Origin of the sequence: Brevibacillus ginsengisoli (assembly GCF_050113715.1) — a bacterium.
Lineage (GTDB): Bacteria > Bacillota > Bacilli > Brevibacillales > Brevibacillaceae > Brevibacillus_H > Brevibacillus_H ginsengisoli.
Map to the genome: position 1 here is coordinate 220,162 of NZ_JBNJQR010000008.1, position 25,381 is coordinate 245,542.

Below are 25,381 nucleotides of genomic sequence, written 5' to 3' on the forward strand. Positions count from 1 at the left end.
CTTTCTTGATGAGGGACGTGATTGGTTACGTGAAGTATTCAATTCGTGCCTGCGGAAAAAGCCGCGCAATCTCTCGTTCCAAGTGTTGTCGAAGCTCCGTGGCTTCATCTGTCGGATAGACGTATTTTCCTTTTCCATATTTGCCCCACTTGTACTTTCTATCCTCTTCATTCATTTCCAGTTTGGTTTTCGGATAGCGCTTCAGGATTAGGTTTTTGGCAATCTTGGTAAAGCGATGCTGGATTAATTCAAAGGTTAAACCCTGTTTGGCTGTATCGTTCAAATTCCCGCTTAATCTCTCCAGCAAATCGGTATACCCAGTCTGCCATCCGTCAAACCTGTACAACGGAGCCAAAATAAACCCCAATGGATAGCCTGCCTCGGCTACTTTACCCGCCGCTTCAATCCGCTGATGATAAGATGACGTTCCTGGCTCAAAATTTTTGATGACATAATCAGCGTTCATACTAAATCGAAAACGCGTATGTCCGTTATGCTCTGCATCCAGCAGTGAATCGACATGATGAAATTTGGTAACGAAGCGCAGCCTTCCAAGCGGTTGCTTCCCCATAAATTCAATCGCTCGCTTCAAATTGCCAGTAATATGCTCGATGCTGATCGGATCGGAGGTACACGCCGCTTCAAAACGGGTGATCTCAGGACTTCGCTCTTGAATGTATTTCTCGGCTTGACCCAAGATGTCATCTACATTGACGTACACACGAACATATGGCTTTGAACCAACATTCGTATTAAGATAACAATAGTGGCAGTGAGCGAAACATCCTGTCGCAATGGGAAGCGCATACTCGGCGGAAGGTTTGGATGGTTCGAAGGCAAGGGTCTTTTTTACCCCTACCACCAATGTCCGCTTGGCGTTGCGGTATTGCTCCACTTCCGTCTCACCAGGAATCCCTCGAACCTGATTATGGCTCGTCGTCATTTTCATGGGAATATTGCGCTTGCTATACAGTTGATATAACGCTTGTCCGAGCGGATACTCAAGGGCATTCGGCTCAAAAAAAATCAGATCGGGTTCAAACAGAAGACTAGTTCCGGGACGTTCCAGTACGGTTGTAGACATACATCTCCCCCCTATTCCCCAGTATCTCCTTTATTCATCGGTTGATCTTAGGGGATCGGTGGAATCGTTAGTGAAGGCCTTGCTTATATTTTTCCAGTACTTTTAGCGCTTTTTCTTTTTGACTCTGTGGCACCTGAATTACGTAAAGAGAGACGTTTCCTTTACTTTTGACAAGCAATTGAGTCTGGATTCCATGATGCTCCAAATATCTCCTGAATTCCTGAGCAGCCCTCGGCAGTCCGTACGATTGATGAATCGTTACCCATTTGGTCAACATTCTGCTCCGCCCTCCCCGTTCCAGCTATTCTTTACATCATAATCACGGAGAAGATGTTCGGTGATTTATGAACCAACCTATATTGATAAGGATTTGATACGATGACCTACCGTTTGTTGCAAGTTTTGAGCGTTCTAGTTCCGACCCTATTGATCGGCGGATTTGAATACATCCGACACGATTTTCTGCTCCCCTACATGACGATGAGGACTGGAAACTTTTACATCACGATTCTTACCTTCATCATTTCCTCCTTGTTTGCCGTATGGATGTTTCGAACGCTCCGCTCGATCAATGACAAACTAGCCCATGAACAAGCCAAACGCGCCGTTTATGAAGAGCGTGAACGCTTGGCTCGTGAGCTGCATGACGGGATCGCTCAATCGCTGTTTTATCTTCGTGTCAAATTAAAGCAGGGCAAAATAGACGATGCGCTGAGCGCAACCTCCTCCATAGATTATGATGTGAGACAAGCCATCTTTAATCTACGAGCGCTGCCTGACGAAAGTGGAACGCTCGAACAACGATTGACCAAATGGCTGTCCCAATGGAGTATTCATACGGGTATTGAGGTGTCTCAGGAGTATGACCTTCATGAGGGTATCTTCACACCAGCGGCACAGGTTCAGCTGTTTGGTTTAATTCAAGAAGCGTTTACCAATATTCGCAAACACGCCCATGCCAAACAGGCAACCCTATCCCTTAAAGCGACCTCGCCTGGCGAGTGGGAATTGATGATCACGGATGATGGTTGCGGGTTCGATGCTGACAAGCCCGCAGGTCCTCATTATGGACTTAGCATGATGCGCGAACGGGCCGACCAGCTGCATGCTGCGTTAACAATTGGGAAAAGAGAAGTCGGCGGAACGATCATTCGCCTATCATCAGAACTTGGAGGGTTACACAAGTGAAAACCTATCGCGTGTTAATCGCCGACGATCACCCTTTATCTCGGGAAGCGATTCGCAGTTTATTGGAGGGAGATTCAGCATTTGACATTATCGGAGAGGCAACCGATGGTGAAGAAGCTTTATTACTGACGGAAAAACTGCAACCTGACCTCGTCCTGATGGACATCAACATGCCCAAGTTGGATGGACTTCTGGCAACCAAACAAATCAAACGACATTATCCGCATATCCGAATCGTCATTCTTAGTGTCTCCGATGATGTAGCTGATCTCTTTGCCGCTATTCAATACGGCGCGCAAGGCTACCTGTTAAAAAATCTCGACCCGGATGATTGGCTCAGTTACCTCCATGCCCTACTCGACGGGAACTCAGACTTCTCACGTGAGTTGGCGGGACGAATGCTTCACAGTTTCAAAAAAGATGAGATGAAAGATGAACCAAGCCCTTCCGTTCTCACTCCACGAGAGCTTGAGATTTTGAGCTGTGTAGCAGCTGGCGATACCAACAAACAAATTGGGGAACGCTTAGTGATTACCGAGAATACGGTGAAAAATCATATGAAAAATATCCTGGAAAAGCTCCAGGTCGAGAATCGCGTTCAGCTAGCGGCCTATGCGGTTCGGAACGGAATATTCGTGAATAGGGAGGAACCTTAATAAGTTCCTCCCTTTCAAAAAAAATATCAGAAAGGGGGTTTATTTTTTGATGCGTTGTAAGTATACTGATTACAACGAAAGGGTGTAAAACATGAAAATTAGCAGCCGTTTCACAATCGCTGTCCACATTTTATCGTTGCTTTCAATGTCAAAAGATGCCCATTGCACTTCCGAATGGATCGCTGGAAGTGTCAATACGAATCCAGTCATTATACGAAACGTGTTGGGGAGACTCAAAAAAGCAGGTTTGGTAAACGTTCGTCCTGGAACAGGTGGAGCCTATCTGATAAAAGAACTCGAGGAGATCAACTTATTGGATATCTATCGAGCGGTAGATGTGGTAGAAAAAGACAACCTTTTTCATTTTCACGATTCTCCTAACCCAGACTGCCCAATCGGCGCCAATATTCAAATCGTATTGAATGTGATCCTTAAACAGTCACAGAAAGCAATGGAAAAAGTGTTAGAGAATGTTACCCTAAAGGATTTGGTGACGGATCTCGCCCAGCAGATAAACGAAACTAACTAATTTTTTTATACTAGTTGTAAACTTGTAAATTACAACATTACACCAAACCAACAAAATGGAGGAATTCATCATGAAAATCGGAATTATTGGTGCAAGCGGTAAAGCTGGAAACCTTATCTTAAAAGAAGCGGTGAGCAGAGGTCTCGAAGTAACAGCCATTGTTAGAAACGCAGCTAAAATCACAGAAGCAAACGTTCGTATCCTGGAAAAAGACATTTTCCAGCTGACCTCTTCTGATCTTGAAGGATTGGATGTTGTCGTCAACGCTTTTAGCTCGCCTGCTGGAGAAGAACATCAACACGTCGAGGCAGGAAGAGTTTTGATTGAGGCTCTAAAAAATGCTCCGCATACCAAGCTGATCGTGGTTGGAGGCGCTGGAAGTCTCTTTGTAGATGAAGAGAAAACAATCAAGCTCATGAATACACCTGACTTCCCAGCATTGTATTTCCCAATCGCATCCAATATGGGGAAAAATCTTGAGGAATTGCAAAATACCAAATCCATTACCTGGACCTATATCAGCCCAGCCGCATTCTTTGATTATAACGGCCAACGAACTGGTTCCTATCAACTCGGAAAAGATAACCTAATTCTCAATCAACAGGGCAAAAGCTACATCAGTTACGCTGATTATGCGATTGCTGTCCTAGATGAGATTGAGAACCCAGTACATCTCAATCAACGATTCACAGTGGTTGGCGAAGCCAAATAAAAAAAGACAGGGAGTCTCTTGGGTAATGAACTACTCAAGAGACTCCCTCTTTATGCTCTAATCACTTTACCGAAATATAGATGTCAACCTGCGCGTTTGCGGGGTCTTCACTACAGTCATCATACAATTCAAAATCAACTTCAAAAGCTCTTGGATTCGTTCGGGACCATTCCCAGATATACTGCCATGCCTCAACAACCACCTGTTGAACGGGGCCTCTTCGGGTCGTAAACACGACATAATCACCCGCCGGAATCGTGAAACAGGTCAATCCTTCGGGCACGCTCGATTCCCCTGCTACCTCGCTCCCAATAGCATATGTATACGGACCTGTTTCATCCGCCAGATATTGGGTATATAACGCAAACATTTTCCCGTTTATTTTATTTGGAATTCGTTCGAGACATTGCTCACGATGCAGCTTCTCCCACAAAGCGGGAATGACTCCCTCTCCTTTCATCTCCGCTTCATTCGTCGTTTGAGCAGCCAAAGCGATCACCTGTATACTTCTGTCGATTGTTACTTTTCTTTCGGTTATGATTTGGGACATACACGTTTCCCCCCAGAACTAATCTTCCATTGTCGACAAGTCACCAGTTGGCAAACCAAGCTCCCAGGCTTTCAGAACGCGGCGCATGATTTTACCTGATCTGGTTTTGGGTAACTTGTCGCGGAACTCGATCTCACGCGGTGCGGCGTGGGCAGCCAAGCCTTCCTTCACAAAGCGCTTAATCTCATCCATCAGCTCTTCGCTTGGCTCATATCCGGCACGCAAGGCAATGAACGCTTTGATAATTTCGCCGCGCATCGGATCTGGCTTGCCGATTACTCCCGCTTCCGCAACCGCCGGATGTTCAACCAGTTTGCTTTCAACCTCAAATGGGCCTACTCGCTCGCCAGATGTATTGATAACATCGTCAATCCGTCCCTGGAACCAGAAGTATCCTTCCTCATCGCGGTAAGCGGAGTCACCTGATACATACCAGCCAGGAATGTGGAAGTACTCTTGATACTTGGCAGGGTTGTTCCAGATCTCCTTCATCATGGATGGCCAAGGCGTTTTGATTGCCAAGTTCCCCATGCGATTAGGCGGAAGAACATTTCCTTGATTGTCGATAATGGCGGCTTCTATTCCCGGGAACGGCTTGCCCATTGAGCCTGGTTTGATTTCCATGCACTTGTAGTTAGAAATGAGTTGTCCGCCTGTTTCCGTCATCCACCAGTTGTCGTGAATCCGCTGATTGAACACCTTCAATCCCCAATAAACCACCTCAGGATTTAACGGTTCTCCGACACTTAGCACATGACGCAAAGAAGATAGGTCAAAGCGCTTCACTACATCATCTCCGGCACCCATTAACATGCGGAATGCTGTTGGCGCACTATACCATACGCTTACTCGATATTTCTCGATCGTTGAGTACCAGTCTTCCGGTGTAAAGCGACCGCCGCGGATAACACTTGTCGCGCCGTTCAACCATGGGCCAAAGATTCCGTAGGAGGTTCCTGTCACCCAGCCTGGATCGGCCGTGCACCAGAAAATGTCGTTGTCTTGCAAATCAAGCACCCATTTACCTGTTTGGTAGTGCTGGATCATCGCGTTATGTACGTGCAATACCCCTTTAGGTTTACCTGTAGAACCGGAAGTGTAATGAAGAATCATGCCATCTTCTCGATTCACCCATTCAATTTCAAGTTCATCAGATGCTTCTGACATCAGCGACTGGAAGCTGTATTGTCCCTCTGGCAGTTCACCTTGAGCACCCACCAGAATCACGTGCTTCAAAGCTGGAAGGTCTTTTAACGGAACGCGGGATAACAAAGAAGGAGTCGTCACAATGGCAACCGCTTCACTGTCTTCCAAGCGATCACGTACAGCCGCTTCCATAAAAGCTTCAAACAACGGGCCAACAATGGCGCCAATCTTTAAGGTTCCCAATACACTTACATATAGCTCAGGAGTACGTGGCATGAAGACAAACACGCGGTCGCCCTTGTGTATGCCCAGTTTGCGCAGTACGTTCCCAAATTGGTTGGAGAGTTGACTTAGTTGAGAGAAAGTATACGCTTCTTCACGAGTGGTGTCGCTATAGATAAGCGCCGTCTTCTCCTTGCGATCGGTCAATAAATGGCGGTCAATCGCTTCGTACGCTATATTTACCTTGCCAGTTTCATACCAGCTGAACTGTTGTTCCACATCTTCCCATTTAAAGTTCGCATAAGCGCTTTCGTAATTTTCTAAATTATATTGTCCTGGTGTAACTGGAATTTTTTCTACCTTCATATTCTCTCCTCCTTGTAAGCGGAATCATCTTACTATTTACTTATTTCTTCACCCTCTCGCTAATTCCTTTCAGAAAAGACGCAATATTTACTTTTCTACTGCTTGACACTGAGTTCTTCCTGCTTGACTTTCCAATAACTACTTACAAAATAACGAGCTTTCTCCTGTATAATGAAGATCGACTCTAAAAGGACAGAAGGAGGGAATCTTATCATGTTATGGCTTTTAGTACTGGTCGCACTTGTCATTTTTGTAAAAGCGTACCGCAACACCTTCCATCCTGCCCTGAACCGTATTCATATTCCATTATCATCTGATGGTTTAAATAAAGAGAGTGAACCTATTCGCATCTTGCATTTATCCGATTTGCACATGGAGAACATCTCTATCTCTGCTGAACAAATTGTTAAAGATCTCAAACATGAACCAATCGATCTTTTAGCGATTACCGGTGATTTTCTTGATCGTAAGCGCAGTATCCCCCGAGCCATCGCGTTTGTCGAAACGCTGCAAAAATTGCGTCCAACTCTTGGAACCTTCGTCGTCTTCGGAAACCATGACTACGTATTGCCGCCTAACCAATTGGCTTATCTGAAGGTTGGCCTTGAGAGAATCGGTTGCCAGATTCTTTGCAACGAGACCAAGACGGTCATGTATGGCGATACCAAGCTGCATATTATCGGGGTTGATGATTACCATACGAGAAGAAGTAACTTGGAAAAATCGTATCAGCATGTAACGGAAGATGGCATTCGCCTCATCCTTACCCATGATCCAACCATTGTTTTGAAGATGAAGCAATATGATTACGACTACATGTTGGCAGGTCATTTTCACGGTGGACAAATTCACTATCCGAAGGCTTTTCACTTATGGAAAATGGGTAAGCTCGCCCGCATGAACATTGTGAAAGGTCTCCACTACCGCGACAATCGACCATTCTACATTAGTGAAGGTTTAGGACAGACTGGACTGAATATTCGCCTGCGTTCTCGTCCTGAGATAACCATTCATACATTGGCCACAACCAATGAAACTGCTCCCTCTTTGGCCCTTGATTAAAGAGTATGAGAGAGATCAACGAGTTATATCAGAGGGGCCCAATGGAGAAATAATAAGGGACTGCTCCGTAAGTAGATAAGCTACTTATGGGACAGTCCCTTTGTTTTCTTTGTTTTAATGGTCACCAGGCGTGCGAAGAAATTACACCAATTGACGTAGAGCGTTCAGTGCCGCTTCATAATCTGGGTGATTGGTCATTTCTTGCAGATACTCGACATAACGGATCTTGTCATTCTCATCGACAATAAAAATCGCCCGTTGATCCAGTTGTAATTCCTTGATTAACACACCATATGCTTGACCGAAAGAACGATGCTTGTAGTCTGATAGAACAACGAGATTTTCGATTCCAGCAGTTGTGCAAAAACGTTTTTGAGCGAACGGCAAGTCTACCGAGATGGTTAATACAGCTACATTCTCCCCAAGATTTGCAGCCTCCTGATTGAAGCGACGTGTTTGTGCCTCACATACTCCTGTATCAAGGGAAGGAACAACGGAGATCAATTTTACTTTGCCTTTATAATCAACCAGGCTTACCTCTGTCTTCAGATCAAGATTAGCGGTGAAGTCTGGTGCTTGCTCCCCAACTTTCAATTCCGGTCCGACCAGCGTAATTGGTTGACCTCCTATTGTCGCTACTCCTGTACGTTCTTGTACCATTCGTAATTCCTCCTCCAAATATGAATTTCGTTAGTTTGATATCACAAAATTAAGTTGTGTGCAACTTTAGTTTCCGTCTTCATCTTACTTCTGAACTTAAATATTGTCAACAATTTAATTTCATACAATTTAATAGGTAGAATTTCTTTTAGCCTATGAATGATTCTAAAATGCATAGCTAATTCATAATCGAATAAGAACAAGGAAAAAAGCGAAAAGAATAACGATCCTATCACTTGGCAAGAGTTTTGCATTACAAACAAGCAAATTCCATATGGAGGGGAAAAAGATGAACACAATTCGTACCGCGCAAATTAGAAAGCTTGAAAAGCAGGATCTACCACAGTTGTTGCCTCTTATGTATGAATACATTGTTGATTTCTATCAATGCCCTCGCCCCGATGAGCAAGCACTAGAAAAATTAGTCCATCATCTACTGGATCATCCGTGGGAGGGTATACAGTTTGTTGCAGAGACGGCAGAACAAGAATTAGTTGGTTTTGCTACCCTTTATTTTACGTTTAATACCTTAGAAGCAAAGCGAATGGCTTTTTTATACGATCTATTTGTATCTCCTTCGATTAGAGGTCAAAAGATTGGTGAGAAACTGTTCGAAGCCTGTCTTGCTTACATAAGAGAAAATGACTATTCTCATATGATTTGGGAAACAGCGCATGATAACGCAGTGGCTCAAGCATTGTACGACAAGATGGGGGCCAAAAAAGCGGTCTGGTTAAATTATGAAATGAAATAGTTAACTGGGATACATGGATAAATGCTCACCCCTACAATACAATTTATTTCCATCATAAAGAAAACTCCTTTACAGCAATCTATACTTATTCAGAACGTAGGGAGTGAGTATGTTGAAACGTCTTCCCACTATCCTGCTTACACTTGCCTTGGCCGGATTGGTGTTCATTCCAATCAACTATATGCATCGCCAAAACATTCAAAAGACCCAAGAAAAAAGCGTTCAAAATCAGGAAGTGAAGGTACCTCATCCAGAAGTCACATCGTTTCAATCACACATCCCTCGGATTAACTACATGGAGCAGGTACGTGATGTTCGAAAGAAGCTTGAGTCTCACCCCCATGTGAAGACAATCCACCATAATCCACGGGATCGAAGTCACTATGTCGAACATGAGGTTGTCGTGCGCTTCTCCCCAAGACCTTCGAAACAGGTCATTGATAAAATGCTGAAGCAGACGCATTCTCACATTAAACGCGACTTCAAAGATTCGATGATCATTAAGTCAGACACGATGACGACTCATCAACTAATGAAGCATTTTGCCGAGCATCCTGATTCGATTTATGCGGAGCCAAACTATCTCCTGCTTCCAAATCGCGTTCCAAACGATACGTATTATCGCCCATACCAATGGAATCTGCCCATGATTCGTATGGAACAAAGCTGGGATATTAGCGAAGGAAGTCCTGATGTGATTGTCGCGATCGTGGACACTGGAATTGACTTGCATCATCCGGAATTCCAGGGAAAGCTTGTTGGCGGCTATAACGTCATCGCCGATAACCACAATCCCAACGACGATAACGGGCATGGGACGCATGTAGGCGGGATTATCGCGGCTCGCACGAATAATTCGGCAGGGATTGCCGGAATGTCGTGGAAGTCCAAGATTATGCCTGTTAAAGCAATTGGCGCTGATGGCTCTGGAACCGCTTATGACATTGCGCAAGGGATTCGCTGGGCAACGGATAACGGGGCGCGAGTGATTAACTTAAGCGTCGGAAACTATACGCCATCGGCAGCCCTCAAAGAAGCATGTACCTATGCCTACAATAATAATGTGGTATTGGTCGCTGCGACTGGCAACGACGCTACCGATCAACCTGGCTATCCCGCAGCTTATAATGAAGTAATGGGAGTATCTGCTGTTGACCACAATAAACAATTCGCCGATTTCTCCAACTTCGGTGATACTGTTGATGTGGTCGCACCCGGTGTCGATATCCCCAGCACCTATATCAGCAGCGATTATGCGGCATTGTCGGGAACATCCATGGCATGCCCACATGTAACGGCACTTGCTTCCCTCATTGTCTCGGTTAATCCGTCTTTATCGAATAAACAGGTGATGGACATTATCCGTAAGTCCGCTCAGGATTTGGGAGCCCCCGGACGAGACAAGACGTTTGGGTATGGATTGATTGATGTGAACGCTGCGTTATCATCCTCTCGCCCACAAGTGAATACAACACCAGCACCCGCAGAGGTGACACCTTCCGAAGCTCCTGCCCGCACTGGTGGTTGGGGTGGAATTGGCGGATTCCTTAACAGATTGTTCACGAGACTGCACCTTTGATATAAAGAGGGGAGATCAGCGCATGCGAGTATGCATTATCTTTGCGCAGGCTGGCAACGACAGCTTTAATCATCTAATTCTAAACAAAGTAACCGATACCTGCGACAAAATGGGAGTGGACTACACCGTACGAAATTTGTATCAAATGAACTTCAACCCTGTGTTTAGTCCACCGGATATGCAAAATGTGGAGTCGGGTCAAGTATCTGCGGATATTGAAGAAGAGCAGCAAGTGATTATTGAAGCAGATACCTTGGTCATGATCTATCCTGTCTGGTGGTGGTCACAGCCTGCCATCCTGAAAGGTTGGATTGACCGTGTCTTCACGAATAACTTTGCATTTCGATATGAAGCCAAAGGTCCAGTAGGTCTTCTTACCAACAAAAAGGCCATTGTCTTTACAACAACTCGTGAGTCGGATGCTGAAATGAAGCAGGAAGGCTTTGATCAGGTGCTGAAAAAGCAGATAGCGGACGGAGTGCTTACCTTTTCCGGGTTCTCACCTGTTCTTTATCGGAATTTCGCCAAAGTACCTTATCTCGATAACAACGGCCGCCAACAAGTTTTGGACCAGGTGGAAAAAACCATCAAAGGTATGGTGGGACAACAACTCATTACCTCCTAGCCAAAAAAAAGCACAGCCCATTCAACAGGCTGTGCTTTCATACATTCCTATACTTGTGCAGATTGCATACGCTTCTTGGTGATGTAATCTGTTTCGTAGTACTGCAATTCATCCCGCATTTGTTCGAATATCTTCGAAAGAGACAATGTCAAGTTACGCAATTCCGGAGTAACTTGCTTGCGGAAAATAATCGCGTCCTGCCCCGTATACGAGTAGCGTCCATCTTCATCGTATACTTCACCTTTTGGATAGTAGAAGTTGTTTACACAGGTATGATACACCTGATAAAGCACATCTTCCGCGAAATCCTCATTAAACCGCGCTCTACGCAAACAAACGCCCAATTTCTCGAATGCGTTCTCGGAATAAACGAGAAGATGACGCAGATCCGACAAGTAATGACGATAGTAACATTCGTACTCCTCAGGATCGCCAGTTTGGGCAATGAGCCCAGCTAGTGTGACTTGATTGAGGAAGCGCTCCAACTCCATGCTAACTTTTTTCAAGCGGGTGTACGTATCTTCACACAATTGCTTTAAGTGAGTTCCAGGCATGAGTACCTCCTCGGGCAGAAAAAATGATAAGTTCTTTTTTCATATTGTAAAAAAACCCGCTTAGAGTTACAAGATATTTCTTTTTCCTGGTTTTAGAGAACTTGGCTTGATTCCTCAACTTTGGATGTGTCTTGAACCGTACGATTTGAATGCCACGCGTACAAAGCGTAACAAGCCGTTAAGCTCAAAAGTCCCATAAAAGTGAGGATTGCGAAATCATTCGTGATAAAGGAGAGACCGTGCCCTTTATTGATGATTTCTCTCACGCTATGCAGAAAATACGTAAGTGGCAAGGCTTCGCCGATTCCGCGAATGAGAGCTGGCATCTGGAATAACGGCCAGGTATATCCAGACAACATAAAGGACGGCAAAGCGATCAACATCGCAATTTGAGTGGATTGTAATTGGCTTCCTGTGAAAAAGGAGATGGCAAATCCTAACAAAGCAACCACCAGATTAAAGACAAAACCGATCAAAAGAAGATCCAGGAGTTGACCGGAGTAAGGGATGCCAAAGCCCTTCAGTAATACAGTGAAGACCAGTACCAAATTAAACATTCCGATGATGAGGTATGGTGTTACTTTACCAGCCAACAGCTTCCAAAAACCATATTGCCTCATGGTATTCCCCCATGTGCCCATTTCCTTTTCCAGGGAGACAGACAATGCCACTGCTAAAAAGAGACACTGCTGCAACACGGTTCCGGCTAGACCTAGCACCATGAACGTATCATAACTGAAGGTTGGATTATAGAGAACGCGATAGCGATAATCGATCCCTGTAAACAGATTTTTTCCAGAGTCGCCCCACTCCCCTTTGGCTTCCAACTGCTTGAGAGTGATTCCGCCTGAAACGGTTTTGATCACCGAGTTAGCGGCTCGGATAGATGTATTGGAAATCATCATGTTGCTTCCATCAATGACGACCATCACTTCTGATGACTTCCCCTGCTTGATATCCGCGGCAAGGTTGGGAGGAATGATGACGGCGACGTAGGCTTTTTCATGATCCACCCAGTCCATCGCTTCAGACTCGCTTCCAACTACACCCGTTACCGCAAACGTTTGATCACGGTCAAACGCTCGTGTTAATTCTTGGCTGAGTACGGATTGATCCTGGTCAACAATCACTGTAGGCAGTTCTTGCACCTTCTTCTCGCTGTACAAATATCCGAATAAGACACAATAGAGAATGGGAACAATGAAAATGACGAGACGAATGGTTTTATCGTTGACGAGTGTCTGCCATTCCCGCAGGAAGAGCCCGCCAACTGTTGGACGTTGATCATTCACGGACTCCATCTCCTTTTAGGTCCCATTCCACGCTGAGACCCGGACGAATGCCTTCTCCATGAATTTGAACTTTTACCTCAAACGCGCGAATATCACGGTCGTTCAGTTCTTGGGTTGCTTTTTTCACTGCAAAATCCGCAGCTGGCGCAACCGTTACGATTGTCCCTTCAACCTTTTGGTTCAAAGCGGGTACAAAGAAGGTATGCTTTTGACCGACCTGAACTTTACCTAGCTTATCTTCATCGACGTAAAACTTCACGAATTGATCATCTTTCGCTTGAATGGTTACAATGGTAAGTCCTTGAGCGACCAGTTCGCCTTTTTCGACGTTTACGGATTTTACAATACCCGCAACTGGAGAATTCAGTTTGGTATTACGCAAGTAAGCGTCCACCTCATCCAAAGCGCCTTTTGCTTGTTGAACGCCAGCTTCTGCTTGTTTTACGTCCATTTGTTTGATGCCCCCTTGGCCTGTTGCAGCAACTGCTTGCTGATAGGCCGCTTGAGCCTGTTGCCATTGGGCTTTGGACGCTTCGACTTGTTCCTTGCGGGGACCACTTTTCGCCATTTTCAATTGCTGTTGAACGGCAGAGAGTTCAGCGTCGATTTGATTGAATTGAGTGGTTGCCTGCTCCACGTTGACTTTTGGAACGGCTCCTTGGGCATACAGATCATTCATGCGTTGGAGATTGGTTTTGGCGTTATCTCTGGCGATTTGTGCCGCCTGCTCCTTCGCAGTGAGTTGGACAATCTCTTCAGGTCGCGCACCGTTTAGATTGGCATCATACTGCGCTTTGGCTGCATTGACCGCTGCCATTGTCTGTTGTACCTGCGCTTGAGTCGTGTCATCTGTTACGACAACACCACGTTTGGCCTGTTCGAATTTGGCTTGTGCCAGCTTATAGGCCGCTTCCGCCTGCTCTCTCTTGGCATTTAATTCTTCCGTGGTGAGAGTCGCGAGGACCTGATTTGGAGCCACTACGTCCCCTTCCTTGACCATCACCTGATCAACGGCGCCTGCCATTTTGAAGGCCATGTCTACCTCAGTACCTTCAACCACACTGACCAAAGGTTTATCTGCCCCGGCATATCCTTTTCCGCCAGGTACCAACAAATACGCGCCCAGCAAACCTGTAACGGCTACAAATCCGATAATTCCCGCCCATGATTTCGCATTCAGTTTCATGTTTATCTTCCTCCTGTTAATGTTACTGACTCTCGGCTAATGGTCCAGTGAAAAGTGCGCTTCTGAGAAGTGCCAATAAGGTTCGTTTGCATTCTGGTGTATCTACCTGCTCTCCACGATAGAGCTTACGTAACGCTGTAAAGCCAATCATGCCAAACAGTGCGGAGACAAGTGTGTGGACATCCAACTCAACATCGACATATCCTTGATCCTTCAAATCTTGAATGAATTGCTCCATGGTTGAGAAATAATTGGCCAAGAACGACCGAATCAATTCTCCACGGTTCAACTCTCCAATGGCGAAGTTAATCAGTAAAAAAGCGCACTCTTTGTTCTCCACGAAAAATTGAAGATGCTCATCCAATACGCAAATGATGCGTTCTTCTACGCTATTCGCTGTATTCTTCATCGCACGCGTTACGGAATCGATCAGCAGCTCCACGCCTTTCTGATTGACATACAGAAAAAGTTCTTCCTTCGTTTTGAAATGATAGTACAGCGTACCCTTCGCAACCTGTGCCTGATCGGCTATTGACTCCATTGTCGTGTCGTTGTACCCGTACTGGGCAAACGCCTTGAGTGCGCCTTTGGTAATCTGTTCCTTAGTGGAAAGAACCATGACCTTCACTTCCAAATTTTTATTGAACTGACTGGTCAGTACAATTACAGTTTAATTCCATTTTCTTTCTTCGTCAAGAGGATGTGATGAAACTTAAAAATAATAAAAAGCTTCGTGAATGTCAGTCTTCACGAAGCTTTTTATCGATTAGTATAGGGTAGGCGTTGGGGAACATGCAACGGCATCAATAAATCTCGGATCAATCCCATAGAACATCCAGGAGAACCCGTTCCACCTATACCCTGAAACTTCACCATATTCTACTCGTGTAGGATAAAACCAAAAACCCTCCCCACTCTTCAACCATACATACGTGTATTCATACATACAGTCAACGATATAGGAGACCTCGGGTTTCGGTGGAATCCTTCGAGGGGGTGGAGATGTTGGTGCTTGCGAGGGCATATATCCCATATGATTTCACTCCTTCTTGGTGGTTTACCCACAAGATATGTTGGAATGATTTATAGTGATTGGGTCCCCTTGTTTAAGTTATGAATAAAAAAAGCCTGTTTCGATAATTTCTCAGAAACTATCGATACAGACTATACTTGCTGAAAATCATATCTTATCTATTTACTTGAACACTTTTATAACTGATCCATGATGAGCGCATACGTATCTTGGGTCGACGGCAGCGGCTTAACGCCCAGCTGCTCCTGCAATTTGGCCACGCATTTCTCGTACCAGCGGATGGATTGCGCCCGATTATTTTTGCGGTAATAGCAGTACATGAGAAGTCTATACGCCTCTTCCCAGCAGTCATCGGTCCTTAGAATGGTTTCGCACCAACGGATAGCGGTATCATACTCTTTCATGGCCGCATAGCGGTGTGCCAGATTCTCAGCCCCACGCAGATAAAGGACATGCAGCCTTTCCCGTTCTTCCATGCACCAATCCTCGTAACGACAATCCGGCAAGTACTCCCCTTGGTAGTAACTCAGTCCTTTTTCCAACAAGTGAACAGCCTGCTTCTCCTCTCGCTCATTCAGGCCCAGTGTGACAAAGCGCTCAAATTCCTCTACATCGATCTGATAGCCGGATGCGATATTAAAGCCGTAGGATGAACCATGACGCTGAACAAAAAATGCACTGGCCCTCGCTTCCCGATTCGGCTCCAACGCTTTGTTCAGGGCATTCAAGGCAACCTTAAAATCGCGCGAGGCCGCTTCCTCATCGCTTTCTTCCCAAAGATAATCAAAAATCTCTTCTCTGGCCAACAAGTGCTGCCGTTTGGTGAGCAACAACTGAAAGAGCTGCTTGGCTTTCCCGCGCTGCCACGCCTTGTCGCTTAACTCTGCGTCTCCCAGCCAGATTCTGAAGTGCCCCAACGTCTGAATTCTAAGCGTGTAGCCTGGATGGAAAGTGACATTCTGCAAGCCCAGATCGTGCAAAAGCTGTGAGACGTATTCAGGTTGAATCCGCCTTTTTTGAGCTTCAATGAGTAGTGGCATAAAGATTTGCACGTCGCTTGGCGTAAACATGGTAGGACGTTGCAACAAAAAGTTGTATTCCCCTGACTGAATAGCCAGAAGCGCTTCCGAAACGGCGGGAACAAAGCTTTCCCAATCGACCTTCTTAAAAGCTACGTAGCTTAGCCAAAATTGGGAGATAGCCACGATGTAGTTATCCCCACACGCTCTGAACTGCTCGACACACTCATGAAAAATTGGATTCGCCTGCTCAAACTTCCCGCTGTGCGCATAGGCGATCCCCATTCCTAAGCGAATCAAGCCGCCTACCCACTCATCCTTGATCGCTTCCGTTTCCTGCACTCCACGATTGGCGTAGGCGAGCGCCAAATCGAGGGCTTTTTCCCGACCATGCAGAAGCGTCAGCCCAAGAAGCGCTTCCGCTTTCCCTCGTGTCGATTGTAGCTCCTCCATCATTCGCAGTCCCTTGAGATAGAGATGGCGAATCTCTTCGGTTGTGAAGTCAGGGCAGAACATGGTGACATGCGCCTTGCGGATATAGCCACAAGCCTCAACGAACGGAGAGAAAGCCGCTCGACCTAGTTGAATCGCCTTGTCGGCGTAATCAAGCCCTTTTTGCGCTTCTCCGTTCATCCCGTAGACGAAGGCCAGCAAAAGGGAGGTTTCTTTATACGACTTGGTAAGATGCGAGATTTCTTTCCCTTTTTCCTCATTCCATTTCTTTTCCAACAGGTGGATGGCAGACTGTAACCGGCCTGTGCGAAAATAAAGACGGGATTCAATATCGACCTCTGTCTGGGATACCAGCTCCTTGCTGCGAAGATACCACTTCTCCGCTTCAACTGAGTTGCCGCGATTCGTGTAGATTTCGGCCAATAAACGATAGAGACGCGGAGCAAGCTCGGAACAATTCTCATCCAGCAGTTGGATCGCTTCCTTCAACAATTCTTCAGCCTTTATTCCTTGGACACTATCGAGGTGCACACGCGCTTTGCCTTCGAGACCAAGGCATTGCGAGTAGATATCACCGTTCGTTTGCGATAATTGAACGAACTGATCATAAATTTGCAAGGCCTGCGGGTACAAACAACGAAAACGCGCGGCCTCCGCTTGATAGAACCACAGCTTGTAATACTTGTTTTTCACTTCATCTGGAAGCGTTCTCACTTTCTCTACCAACTCTTCCAAATTTTCAGTCTTAATCATTTGTTCCGCATAATGGACTAAGACTTCTCCCATCTGGTCATAATCGTTGATCTGATACAGGATGGCGAGGGCTTGATCGATCTCGCCTATTTTTCGGTAATAGGCCGCTACAGAATGCAGGATAGAATCTTTGATTGACGGATCGGCATCCAGTTTTCTCTGCAAAAACTGACGGAAAAGCCGATGATACCGATACTGATGGCTCTCTAAAGAATAGATAAATAAATTGCGAGAGACGATTGTCTCCAGGATCCCCCCGGCATTGGGGCCTGCGATATGCATGCACAGATCATCCGAAAACCGATCAAGCGCACTGGTGTATTCCAAATAGCGTTGAATATGATACTCCTGTTGTTGATAAACCTCCGCATCCAAATAATGCATCAGTTCCTCTCGGATGGCCCTAGGTTCATCATCTGGCTTCTCTCCGACTAATCGGATGGCAAGCACCCAGCCTTCTGTTTCCGTATGAATTCGCGTGGTCTGTTCGATTGTGAGCGATAATCTGAATTCATCCAGAAGCAGAGCTTCGGTTTCTTCCTCTGAAAAGGTTAAGTCCGCCTGATTAATCTCCCAGTACTCTCCTCGCGTCTTCATCAGCCGTAGCCACGGCCAAAGCGGCATTTGTCTCGAGATCACCACCATCCGAACAAGTGGAGGAAGATTACGAACAACGAGCTGAGTCCATTGATCGACGAAGAACGATTTTTGGACCAAATGATAATCATCGAGCACGATCAATACTTCTTGTTGTAGCGCCATCAGCTCATTGCTGAATTGAAAGACCAGAAGTTCAATCTCATCCGGATTGAGGTATGAATTCAATCCTTCCAAAGTCACCAGCAATTCTTGCCCAAATTCAGGATGCTTCTGGCGAATACTAGCCACGATGTGTGAAATGAAGCGAACCAGATCGCCATCCTTTTGCTCTATGTTGTACCAGCTAGCTTGCACTTTCTCGTCAGCCAGAAATGTGGCAAGCATTGTACTTTTGCCGTATCCCGGTCCTGCATGTATCAAAGAGAATGGGGTCATTAAGATATAACGCATTTTTTTGGCCAAACGGGGGCGGCGAAGAATATTCTGTTTGATACGCGGCGGAGTACATTTGGTTAGCAAAATCCGCGTTCTGTTCATTTTTCTCGTTCATCCCTCTCCACTCATGACCTTGCAAGCAATTCTTCTAAGGTAGCCCTAAAAACGTATGGGTTGATGACTGGTAATATTCTTTGGATTCGTGGAGGATAGGCAAAATCCTGCCAACCTCCTTATCTTTCCTACAAAGCAGTCGAAGTAGTTTATGAAGCAAACAAAACGATCAAGGCATTTTCATAAAAAAACCACCAGCTGACTGAACAGGTGGTGGTTGCATTTCATTATGTATGGCGGAGGGAGAGGGATTCGAACCCCCGTGACGTTGCCGCCTAACGGTTTTCAAGACCGCCCCGTTATGACCACTTCGGTATCCCTCCAAAGCACGCTCGTAATTAGCGAACAAATTTATTCTACAACAAATTTGTGCAAAGTACAAGCCTTTTTATCGATATTCCATTTGAAATCATTACCTTACCGCAAAGTCTTGAGATCCGATTGCACATGAACGGTTATGATGATCGGCTGCACATCGGATTTGCCGCATACTGGGCATTCTTCACTATTTTGGAAAATATTGCAGCAATCTTTGCATGTATACCTCATTCTGATTCCCCTCCAGAAGATCTTCTTGTCTCGTCAGTATACAGGAGTTAGAATGAGGATCTTGTCAGTATTTGAAGGTAAATCTCCCAAGTTTGTTCGTCAAAATACGCAAAGAAGAAAAGACGATGTCTTTTCTTTAGCGGGCTTACGCAAATGGAAGGAATGGTTAATCTCTTTAGAGATAAAGTGATTAACCATTCCAAATACAATAAAAAAGCTGATAGATTTCTCTATCAGCTACAGTTTATGTAGTATGGCGGAGGGAGAGGGATTCGAACCCCCGTGACGTTGCCGCCTAACGGTTTTCAAGACCGCCCCGTTATGACCACTTCGGTATCCCTCCGTGTGTAACAACCAGCTTTTGCTTGGCACATGTATGAATATAGCATACCAGAAATGAAAGTGCAAGACTTTTTAACAAAGATTTTTTACGCACCCAATTTTCAAAAAAAAAGTGATACTGTCATGCACCACCTTCTTGGCGCAAAGCAGCGATCACCTGATCTTGCTCTTCTTTTGAAAGAAAAGGACTCATGGGAATGGCAAAAATCCGTTCTGATACTTGTTCCGCCACCGGGAAGTCTCCCTTTTGATAGCCAAGTGAGTGATATACCTCTTGTAAATGCAGAGGGATGGGATAATAGACTGCTGTTTGGATATCAGCTTGGATGAGCTTATCCATGTAGTTGTCACGCTCGCCGGATTCCAGGCAGAACAGGTGGTAGATGTGGGGAGCATCTGGCGATTCCGCTTGAATTAGTAAGGACGTTTCTTCTGCCAAGAACTCACGATAACGATCGGCCAACTCTCGTCTTTGGTCATTCCATTGATCAACACGCTCCAGCAAGACACCCAAAATGGCGGCGTGAATTTCATCAAGACGGCTGTTATACCCGATCATTTCGTGGTAATACTTCTTGGAGCTGCCATGTTGGCGTAATTTTTTGATCGTTTCGGCAAGTTGGCTGTCATAAGTGGCAATCATCCCCCCATCACCAATCGTCCCCAAATTCTTCGTCGGAAAGAACGAGAAGCAGGATGCGTGCCCAAGACTACCTACCGGCTTTCCCTTATATTTGGCTCCGAACGCTTGGCAGGCGTCTTCAACGACGATCAAATTGTGTTTTTGGGCGATCCCCATGATTTCGTCCATCGCAGCTGGTTGCCCAAAGATGTGTACGGGAATAATCGCCTTCGTTGCGGGAGTGATTTGGGCTTCAATCAGTGTGGGATCTATATTGTATGTGTGTCTGTCTATATCTACAAATACAGGAACAGCCCCAACCAGTGAAACAGCCTCCGCACTTGCAAAAAAGGTAAATGGGGTGGTAATCACTTCATCGCCTTTACCGATTCCATAAGCCTTTAAGGTAAGAACTAACGCATCTGTGCCATTGGCCACTGTGATCACGTGAGGTACTCCCAGATAGCTTGAGAGCTTCTTTTCCAGCTGATCGACTTTCGAACCCATGATATATTGACCGCTTGAGAGAACCGCTTCCACTTCACTCATGATCTCTGCTCGCAATGAGAGAAATTGTCGTTTCAAATCAACTAACGCAATCATACTTTACCTCCTCATCACTTTCGGGTCTTGCACCAAGATGATCCGTTATAACAAATCCAGCCGACGTGTTGCGTCTGTGAAAAATCCTCGGTTTCCAACTGATTGCTGAATGTAATAAAGGGCTTCCACGTGATCTCCGAGAATCATTTGTTCGACATCGGAAGAGTTAGAAGGGATAATCCTGTTTTTTTTTATGACGTTGACCCCAGCTACATGCCCGATCTTCAATCCTCGCAATACCGCAATGGCCATTGCCTTGGGAGGAACGCATAAATTGTCTGCTCCGATTAGATCAACCGCTGATTTCTTCATGGCATGGGGAACCTCTGTTAAAGAAGAATCCTTTAGTTCAGGTATCCGTAAAATCCGGTTTAGAAATGATTTGGCGATGCGCACCGAATCAATGGGAACATACCGCTTCCGATAAGGATTCATATTATTAAGAACAATATCCTTGCTTCCGTAGCATTCCGCAACAAATGGAAGCATTTCTTCCGGACTCAGCAGCATATCCGCATCAATAAAAAGCAAAATACTTCCTGTCGCTTTCAGTGCACCAATTGCTCTTCCCACGTCAGGACCTAACAGATGACCATAAGAGAAGCAGAGCGCTCCATATTTAAGGCATTGAGTCAAGATTGTATTTGTTGAACTGTTTTCTACAACAATGATCTCCTTTGGTTGAATCTTTTGGACGTTCCTCAATAACTGTTCTATGGTTTGCTCAACCGCGCTTTCTTCTCTATGGCATGAAGCAATGATGACCGAGAGTTCTTCCTTGTTTTTCTGCATGATCAATGTGTAGTCAACGCTTGCTCTAGGGATCGCGATTCTGCTTCTGCGGAATCTCCATTGTTTCAAGACACCGCGCTTTTCTCTCCCCCATTTTCTTCGTCTCGTGCTTTTCCCTCCTTTTAACCGTCTGGAGGTCAGTCGTACTTTATTCCGAGCGCGTCTCTTCTTCATGGTTAGAGGTTTCCCCCTCTTGATGTTGCTGGTTTATGTGAGGTGTACTGATCACATCGTTCAAGGCAAATCGCTGACTTCGAAAACCAGCGAATCCTCCTCGCCCACCTTTCTTTTCGATCAGTTCACAGATCGCTTCCACATGATCTCCCAAGACAAGGTTCTTAATCGATATATTACGTCCTTTTCGTATTCGATTCAGGCGATTCGTTTGAACCAGTTTACCTCTTGAAATCTTTAACCGCTTCAATACCGCCATCACATGCGCCTTGGGTGGAACCGCCAGATTTTCATAGCCAATGATTTCAACAGCTCTCCGGCTTAAGGCATGCGGGACGCTCGTAAACGAGCTACCCTTCAGGTCAGGTCTTCCCAGCATCAGATTCAGGGCTCGCTTGGCTTCAGGTATCGAATGTCTGCCCATACCCGAATAGGAATTCAGCACAACATCAGAACCACGGATTACCTCTAGACAATACTCACGGAGGGTAGAGCAAGGCACCACAAAATCCGCATCGATAAACAACAAGATTTCCCCTCTTGAGATTAAGGCTCCTATCGCTCGGCCCACATCATGTCCAAGAGCCGTTTGATATTCAAGCACGTTGACCCCCATTTTTTTTGCCTTTTCACTTGTATTGTCAGTGACTCCGTTACACACCACAATGATCTCCGTGTTATTGCTTATTTTTTGTGCCTCAGCGATTACTTTGCTTATCGTTTTTTCTTCATTTTCGGTTGGAATGATGACAGAAATCGGGATAGAATCAGGGATAGTTGGAGATTTTTTCTTCCGATGCGATGGCAATTTGTCACCTTCTTTCCACTGAACCTGCGACCTCTTCCTCCTATCATATGATCCGTTTCAGTAGGTGGACACGGCATCTATCTCTATAAGACATACAGATGGAAAAAGGCCGTCGATTTCTCGACAGCCCAAGGTTGCGTATTGGATTACCAGACTGATATCTCTACCTTATTTTTTAAAAACGACTAGTTTCAGTTCCGTCATTTCTTCAATCGCGTATCGGACGCCTTCCCGGCCGGTTCCGCTCTCTTTGACCCCGCCATACGGCATATGATCGACACGGAAGGTAGGAATATCATTAATCATGACTCCGCCGACATGCAGCTCTTCAGCGGCTTGGAACGCAAGCTTCAAATTATTCGTGTAGATGCCCGCTTGCAGACCGTAACGGGAGTCATTCACCAACGGAATCGCTGCTTCAGCCGAAGGAACCGGATGAATAATAACGACTGGTCCGAATACTTCCTGACACGATACCTTGGCATCAAGCGGTACATCTGTCAGCACAGTTGGCGGCAAGATTCTTCCCTCTGTCTGACCTCCACACAGAACCGTAGCTCCCCGTAGCTTGGCTTCCTCAATCCAGGACAGCGCTCTCCCAGTTTCCTTAGGATTAATCATGGCGGAATAATCCGTAGATTCATCCAACGGGTCTCCCCCTTTAAGCTTACGGGTATGCTCAACGAACGCTTCCACAAACGCCGGGTATATCGTCTCGTCTACGTAAATCCGCTGAACGGAGATACACACCTGACCAGAATAGGCGAAAGCCCCGAATACACATCGGGAAACGACCTCATCCAGATTCACGTCACGATCCACGATCACTGCGGAATTGGAACCCAGCTCAAGCGTAACGCGTTTCAATCCGGCGCGATTGCGAATTCCGATTCCTACTGACGGAGAACCTGTGAAGGTAATTTTCTTCACTCGTGGGTCTTCTACCAGTTTATCTCCGACTGTGCCGCCGCTTCCTGTTATCACGTTCAATGCCCCTGCTGGCAGTCCCGCTTCCTGTACAATCTCCGCCAGAAACAAAGATGACAACGGAGTCTGAGAAGCCGGCTTCAAGACAACCGAATTTCCCGCCGCGAGTGCTGGCCCCACCTTATGAGCTACCAAATTCATAGGAAAATTAAACGGCGTAATCGCTCCAATTACACCAAGCGGTTCACGAACGGTATAGGCCACCCGACCTTCTCCACCTGGCGCAGCATCCAATGGAAGCGTATCTGTATGTATCCGTTTGGCTTCTTCCGCCGCAAACTTGTACGTCTGAATGGTTCTCGCTACTTCGCCTCTTGCCGTTTTTATCGGTTTGCCCGCTTCCAACGCAATGATACGAGCCGCTTCCTCCGCGCGTTGCTCAAGCAATTGGACGATTTTCTCCAAAAATGCCCCCCGTTGATGAGCAGGCAGCTTTCGCATAGTCGCTGCCGCGCGCTCCGCAGATTCAATCGCCGCTTCAATTTGGTCATGGCTTGCCATCGGAATCTGTGCCAGGGTGTCTCCACTGTAGGGAGCCAACAGAGGGGAATACTGTTCTGCTTGCACCCATTCCCCATTGATAAACATAGACTTTTTCACGTTCATCTCCTCCTTCAGTTATTTTACCATATATTTATGTCGTCGGAGCTTCGCTTACCCCGCACCATTCTAATAAGGTCAAGGCAAATATTTCGGCGCAAGCAAAAATGGAGGCGAGTTCAATATATTCATTCGGATAATGAGCAACCTGTGTAACCCCTGGGCCAATCACGATAGCAGGCGTATCCGCCAGTTTGGTCAAAAGTCCCCCGTCAGTTCCCCAAGGCGAGGCTTCGATCACAGGATTTTCGTGCATGACCGCTTGATAGGTCTCGGTCAAGACAAGCATGAGCGGATGTTCCAAATCGACAGCGCCAGGAACCCAACGCGCCCCATACCATTCAATCACCACTGGATGCTCACTAAACCAGCTGTCCTGTTCCGCAAGCTCTCGCATCGCCTGCTCAAGCTCCAGTTTCGCATGCTCCATCTCTTCACCCGGAGCAACGCCCATCCTGCCCTCAAGCTTCACCAAATCGGCTACGGATGAAGGCCATTTGCCTCCCTCGATTACGCCGATATTAATCGGAATGGGAATCGGCAGCTTGGCGTAAAGCGGATCTGTCAGGCGCTCATTGCGGATACGTTCCAGCTTGGCAACCGCTTGCACAACCAGCAAACTTTTTTCAATCGCGCTCACACCCTCATACCTTGTGCCGCCATGTGCGGATCTGCCCTTGACTAGCAGGCGAAACCACATCGAGCCTTGCTGCCTGGGGAAGATTCTGAGGTTGGTAGGCTCTGGGATCAACGCCGCATCCGCTCGGTAGCCACGCAGGATGGTGGACAAGGTTCCCGCTCCACCGCTTTCTTCTTCTACGACACTTTGGAAAATGACATCGCCTTGAAGACGAACACCCATCTCCTGAAGCACACGAATGGCCAGCAGCGAAGCCAGGTTGCCGCCCTTCATATCCGTGGCGCCACGTCCGTAAAGCTTGCCATCGACGATCGTTCCGCTATAGGGCTCATGCTCCCACTGCTTCAAATCGCCTTCTGGCACCACATCCACATGTCCGTTCAGAATCATCGAACGGCCGCCGCCTGTTCCCTTCCACACACCTACGACGTTAGGGCTATTGGGAAAAGATTGTCTAGGCGAGACAAAATAGGGATGCTTGCTCATCTCCTCGCCGTCCATCTCCCAGATATCTACGTCGAGCCCCATTTCATGCAGAGTAGCGGCGATTTTCTCCTGAATGCCTTGTTCATTCCCCATCAAACTGGCTTCCTGTACCCAGGTTTGCAAAAGCGAGGTTGCTTCACTGCGAAGCGCATCGATCTGCTCTCGAACTTGCTGTTGATAACTTTCGAACAAACGGCTCATCCTAA

24 protein-coding genes and 2 tRNA genes are annotated in these 25,381 nt (G+C 46.2%); 8 read left to right on the forward strand and 18 right to left on the reverse strand.

All coding sequences use genetic code 11. From position 1 onward, the window contains the following. Positions 1 to 25: 25 nt before the first annotated feature. Both splB and ACQCN2_RS17355 read right to left on the reverse strand, forming a co-directional pair. Positions 26 to 1,084 (reverse strand): spore photoproduct lyase, encoded by a 1,059-nt coding sequence (gene splB / locus ACQCN2_RS17350; protein WP_426930203.1) that lies wholly within the window; start codon positions 1,082 to 1,084, stop codon positions 26 to 28. A 67-nt stretch (positions 1,085 to 1,151) separates the two neighbouring features. After that, complete coding sequence (locus ACQCN2_RS17355; RefSeq protein WP_426930204.1) at positions 1,152 to 1,361, reverse strand: hypothetical protein; 210 nt, start codon at positions 1,359 to 1,361, stop codon at positions 1,152 to 1,154. A 101-nt stretch (positions 1,362 to 1,462) separates the two neighbouring features. Here ACQCN2_RS17355 and ACQCN2_RS17360 point away from each other — a divergent pair, with 101 nt between their 5' ends. From ACQCN2_RS17360 to ACQCN2_RS17375, 4 genes are all read left to right on the forward strand, one after another. Next, positions 1,463 to 2,272, forward strand: a complete 810-nt coding sequence (locus ACQCN2_RS17360; protein ID WP_426930205.1) for a sensor histidine kinase — start codon at positions 1,463 to 1,465, stop codon at positions 2,270 to 2,272. Further along, positions 2,269 to 2,928: a response regulator gene (locus ACQCN2_RS17365; RefSeq protein WP_426930206.1), complete on the forward strand. Its 660-nt coding sequence runs from the start codon at positions 2,269 to 2,271 to the stop codon at positions 2,926 to 2,928. Before ACQCN2_RS17360 ends, ACQCN2_RS17365 begins: the two co-directional genes overlap by 4 nt. A gap of 91 nt (positions 2,929 to 3,019) precedes the next feature. Next, positions 3,020 to 3,457 carry an Rrf2 family transcriptional regulator gene (locus ACQCN2_RS17370; protein ID WP_426930207.1) on the forward strand — a complete coding sequence of 146 codons (438 nt, stop codon included), beginning with the start codon at positions 3,020 to 3,022 and terminating at the stop codon, positions 3,455 to 3,457. A 70-nt stretch (positions 3,458 to 3,527) separates the two neighbouring features. Next, complete coding sequence (locus ACQCN2_RS17375) at positions 3,528 to 4,169, forward strand: NAD(P)-dependent oxidoreductase (RefSeq protein ID WP_426930208.1); 642 nt, start codon at positions 3,528 to 3,530, stop codon at positions 4,167 to 4,169. Between the two features lie 61 nt (positions 4,170 to 4,230). On the opposite strand, the gene ACQCN2_RS17380 is transcribed toward ACQCN2_RS17375, so the two are convergent. Together ACQCN2_RS17380 and acsA are read right to left on the reverse strand one after the other, a co-directional pair. Then, positions 4,231 to 4,710, reverse strand: coding sequence for a GyrI-like domain-containing protein (locus ACQCN2_RS17380; protein WP_426930245.1), 480 nt, complete (start codon positions 4,708 to 4,710; stop codon positions 4,231 to 4,233). Positions 4,711 to 4,737: 27 nt separating this feature from the next. Next, on the reverse strand, positions 4,738 to 6,453 hold the full coding sequence (gene acsA / locus ACQCN2_RS17385) for an acetate--CoA ligase (protein WP_426930209.1): 1,716 nt from the start codon (positions 6,451 to 6,453) through the stop codon (positions 4,738 to 4,740). Between the two features lie 213 nt (positions 6,454 to 6,666). Here acsA and ACQCN2_RS17390 point away from each other — a divergent pair, with 213 nt between their 5' ends. Then, positions 6,667 to 7,515 carry a metallophosphoesterase gene (locus tag ACQCN2_RS17390; protein ID WP_426930210.1) on the forward strand — a complete coding sequence of 283 codons (849 nt, stop codon included), beginning with the start codon at positions 6,667 to 6,669 and terminating at the stop codon, positions 7,513 to 7,515. A 141-nt stretch (positions 7,516 to 7,656) separates the two neighbouring features. On the opposite strand, the gene tpx is transcribed toward ACQCN2_RS17390, so the two are convergent. After that, the gene (tpx, locus tag ACQCN2_RS17395; RefSeq protein WP_426930211.1) at positions 7,657 to 8,175 is read right to left on the reverse strand and encodes a thiol peroxidase; all 519 of its coding nucleotides are present in this window, start codon (positions 8,173 to 8,175) and stop codon (positions 7,657 to 7,659) included. 289 nt (positions 8,176 to 8,464) lie between these two features. On the opposite strand from tpx, the gene ACQCN2_RS17400 reads away from it, so the two are divergent. The 3 genes from ACQCN2_RS17400 (at position 8,465) to ACQCN2_RS17410 (ending at position 11,133) form a co-directional block, all read left to right on the forward strand. Beyond that, positions 8,465 to 8,929 (forward strand): GNAT family N-acetyltransferase, encoded by a 465-nt coding sequence (locus tag ACQCN2_RS17400; protein WP_426930212.1) that lies wholly within the window; start codon positions 8,465 to 8,467, stop codon positions 8,927 to 8,929. A gap of 112 nt (positions 8,930 to 9,041) precedes the next feature. Further along, positions 9,042 to 10,508: a S8 family peptidase gene (locus ACQCN2_RS17405; protein ID WP_426930246.1), complete on the forward strand. Its 1,467-nt coding sequence runs from the start codon at positions 9,042 to 9,044 to the stop codon at positions 10,506 to 10,508. A gap of 22 nt (positions 10,509 to 10,530) precedes the next feature. After that, positions 10,531 to 11,133: an NAD(P)H-dependent oxidoreductase gene (locus ACQCN2_RS17410; RefSeq protein WP_426930213.1), complete on the forward strand. Its 603-nt coding sequence runs from the start codon at positions 10,531 to 10,533 to the stop codon at positions 11,131 to 11,133. Between the two features lie 47 nt (positions 11,134 to 11,180). Here ACQCN2_RS17410 and ACQCN2_RS17415 read toward each other — a convergent pair whose 3' ends face one another. From ACQCN2_RS17415 to ACQCN2_RS17475, 13 genes are all read right to left on the reverse strand, one after another. Beyond that, positions 11,181 to 11,687: a DUF3907 family protein gene (locus tag ACQCN2_RS17415; protein ID WP_426930214.1), complete on the reverse strand. Its 507-nt coding sequence runs from the start codon at positions 11,685 to 11,687 to the stop codon at positions 11,181 to 11,183. Positions 11,688 to 11,779: 92 nt separating this feature from the next. Next, a complete protein-coding gene (locus ACQCN2_RS17420) occupies positions 11,780 to 12,979 on the reverse strand; it encodes an ABC transporter permease (RefSeq protein ID WP_426930215.1) in 1,200 nt (399 codons plus the stop codon). Then, positions 12,972 to 14,165, reverse strand: coding sequence for an HlyD family secretion protein (locus ACQCN2_RS17425; protein WP_426930216.1), 1,194 nt, complete (start codon positions 14,163 to 14,165; stop codon positions 12,972 to 12,974). Before ACQCN2_RS17425 ends, ACQCN2_RS17420 begins: the two co-directional genes overlap by 8 nt. Positions 14,166 to 14,187: 22 nt before the next feature. After that, on the reverse strand, positions 14,188 to 14,784 hold the full coding sequence (locus tag ACQCN2_RS17430) for a TetR/AcrR family transcriptional regulator (protein WP_426930217.1): 597 nt from the start codon (positions 14,782 to 14,784) through the stop codon (positions 14,188 to 14,190). 590 nt (positions 14,785 to 15,374) lie between these two features. Then, complete coding sequence (locus ACQCN2_RS17435) at positions 15,375 to 18,560, reverse strand: AfsR/SARP family transcriptional regulator (protein ID WP_426930218.1); 3,186 nt, start codon at positions 18,558 to 18,560, stop codon at positions 15,375 to 15,377. A 246-nt stretch (positions 18,561 to 18,806) separates the two neighbouring features. Continuing rightward, positions 18,807 to 18,895 (reverse strand) — tRNA-Ser (locus ACQCN2_RS17440). A gap of 94 nt (positions 18,896 to 18,989) precedes the next feature. After that, positions 18,990 to 19,121 (reverse strand): hypothetical protein, encoded by a 132-nt coding sequence (locus tag ACQCN2_RS17445; RefSeq protein WP_426930219.1) that lies wholly within the window; start codon positions 19,119 to 19,121, stop codon positions 18,990 to 18,992. A gap of 254 nt (positions 19,122 to 19,375) precedes the next feature. Then, positions 19,376 to 19,464, reverse strand: a tRNA-Ser gene (locus tag ACQCN2_RS17450). Positions 19,465 to 19,584: 120 nt separating this feature from the next. Continuing rightward, on the reverse strand, positions 19,585 to 20,688 hold the full coding sequence (locus tag ACQCN2_RS17455; RefSeq protein WP_426930220.1) for a DegT/DnrJ/EryC1/StrS family aminotransferase: 1,104 nt from the start codon (positions 20,686 to 20,688) through the stop codon (positions 19,585 to 19,587). 45 nt (positions 20,689 to 20,733) lie between these two features. Continuing rightward, positions 20,734 to 21,654 carry a glycosyltransferase family 2 protein gene (locus ACQCN2_RS17460; RefSeq protein ID WP_426930221.1) on the reverse strand — a complete coding sequence of 307 codons (921 nt, stop codon included), beginning with the start codon at positions 21,652 to 21,654 and terminating at the stop codon, positions 20,734 to 20,736. Next, positions 21,629 to 22,462 (reverse strand): glycosyltransferase family 2 protein, encoded by an 834-nt coding sequence (locus ACQCN2_RS17465; protein WP_426930222.1) that lies wholly within the window; start codon positions 22,460 to 22,462, stop codon positions 21,629 to 21,631. The genes ACQCN2_RS17460 and ACQCN2_RS17465 overlap by 26 nt, the downstream gene beginning before the upstream one ends. Before the next feature lie 168 nt (positions 22,463 to 22,630). Next, on the reverse strand, positions 22,631 to 24,055 hold the full coding sequence (locus tag ACQCN2_RS17470; RefSeq protein WP_426930223.1) for an aldehyde dehydrogenase family protein: 1,425 nt from the start codon (positions 24,053 to 24,055) through the stop codon (positions 22,631 to 22,633). A 28-nt stretch (positions 24,056 to 24,083) separates the two neighbouring features. Next, a complete protein-coding gene (locus ACQCN2_RS17475) occupies positions 24,084 to 25,376 on the reverse strand; it encodes a peptidase (RefSeq protein WP_426930224.1) in 1,293 nt (430 codons plus the stop codon). Positions 25,377 to 25,381 lie beyond the last annotated feature (5 nt).

Coding starts and splice junctions, on each gene's coding strand:
- splB (WP_426930203.1), bottom strand. CDS start 1,084: ATGTCTACAACCGTACTGGAACGTCCCGGAACTAGTCTTCTGTTTGAA.
- ACQCN2_RS17355 (WP_426930204.1), bottom strand. CDS start 1,361: ATGTTGACCAAATGGGTAACGATTCATCAATCGTACGGACTGCCGAGG.
- ACQCN2_RS17360 (WP_426930205.1), top strand. CDS start 1,463: ATGACCTACCGTTTGTTGCAAGTTTTGAGCGTTCTAGTTCCGACCCTA.
- ACQCN2_RS17370 (WP_426930207.1), top strand. CDS start 3,020: ATGAAAATTAGCAGCCGTTTCACAATCGCTGTCCACATTTTATCGTTG.
- ACQCN2_RS17375 (WP_426930208.1), top strand. CDS start 3,528: ATGAAAATCGGAATTATTGGTGCAAGCGGTAAAGCTGGAAACCTTATC.
- acsA (WP_426930209.1), bottom strand. CDS start 6,453: ATGAAGGTAGAAAAAATTCCAGTTACACCAGGACAATATAATTTAGAA.
- ACQCN2_RS17390 (WP_426930210.1), top strand. CDS start 6,667: ATGTTATGGCTTTTAGTACTGGTCGCACTTGTCATTTTTGTAAAAGCG.
- tpx (WP_426930211.1), bottom strand. CDS start 8,175: ATGGTACAAGAACGTACAGGAGTAGCGACAATAGGAGGTCAACCAATT.
- ACQCN2_RS17400 (WP_426930212.1), top strand. CDS start 8,465: ATGAACACAATTCGTACCGCGCAAATTAGAAAGCTTGAAAAGCAGGAT.
- ACQCN2_RS17410 (WP_426930213.1), top strand. CDS start 10,531: ATGCGAGTATGCATTATCTTTGCGCAGGCTGGCAACGACAGCTTTAAT.
- ACQCN2_RS17415 (WP_426930214.1), bottom strand. CDS start 11,687: ATGCCTGGAACTCACTTAAAGCAATTGTGTGAAGATACGTACACCCGC.
- ACQCN2_RS17425 (WP_426930216.1), bottom strand. CDS start 14,165: ATGAAACTGAATGCGAAATCATGGGCGGGAATTATCGGATTTGTAGCC.
- ACQCN2_RS17430 (WP_426930217.1), bottom strand. CDS start 14,784: ATGGTTCTTTCCACTAAGGAACAGATTACCAAAGGCGCACTCAAGGCG.
- ACQCN2_RS17435 (WP_426930218.1), bottom strand. CDS start 18,560: ATGAACAGAACGCGGATTTTGCTAACCAAATGTACTCCGCCGCGTATC.
- ACQCN2_RS17445 (WP_426930219.1), bottom strand. CDS start 19,121: ATGAGGTATACATGCAAAGATTGCTGCAATATTTTCCAAAATAGTGAA.
- ACQCN2_RS17455 (WP_426930220.1), bottom strand. CDS start 20,688: ATGATTGCGTTAGTTGATTTGAAACGACAATTTCTCTCATTGCGAGCA.
- ACQCN2_RS17460 (WP_426930221.1), bottom strand. CDS start 21,654: ATGAAGAAGAGACGCGCTCGGAATAAAGTACGACTGACCTCCAGACGG.
- ACQCN2_RS17470 (WP_426930223.1), bottom strand. CDS start 24,055: ATGAACGTGAAAAAGTCTATGTTTATCAATGGGGAATGGGTGCAAGCA.
- ACQCN2_RS17475 (WP_426930224.1), bottom strand. CDS start 25,376: ATGAGCCGTTTGTTCGAAAGTTATCAACAGCAAGTTCGAGAGCAGATC.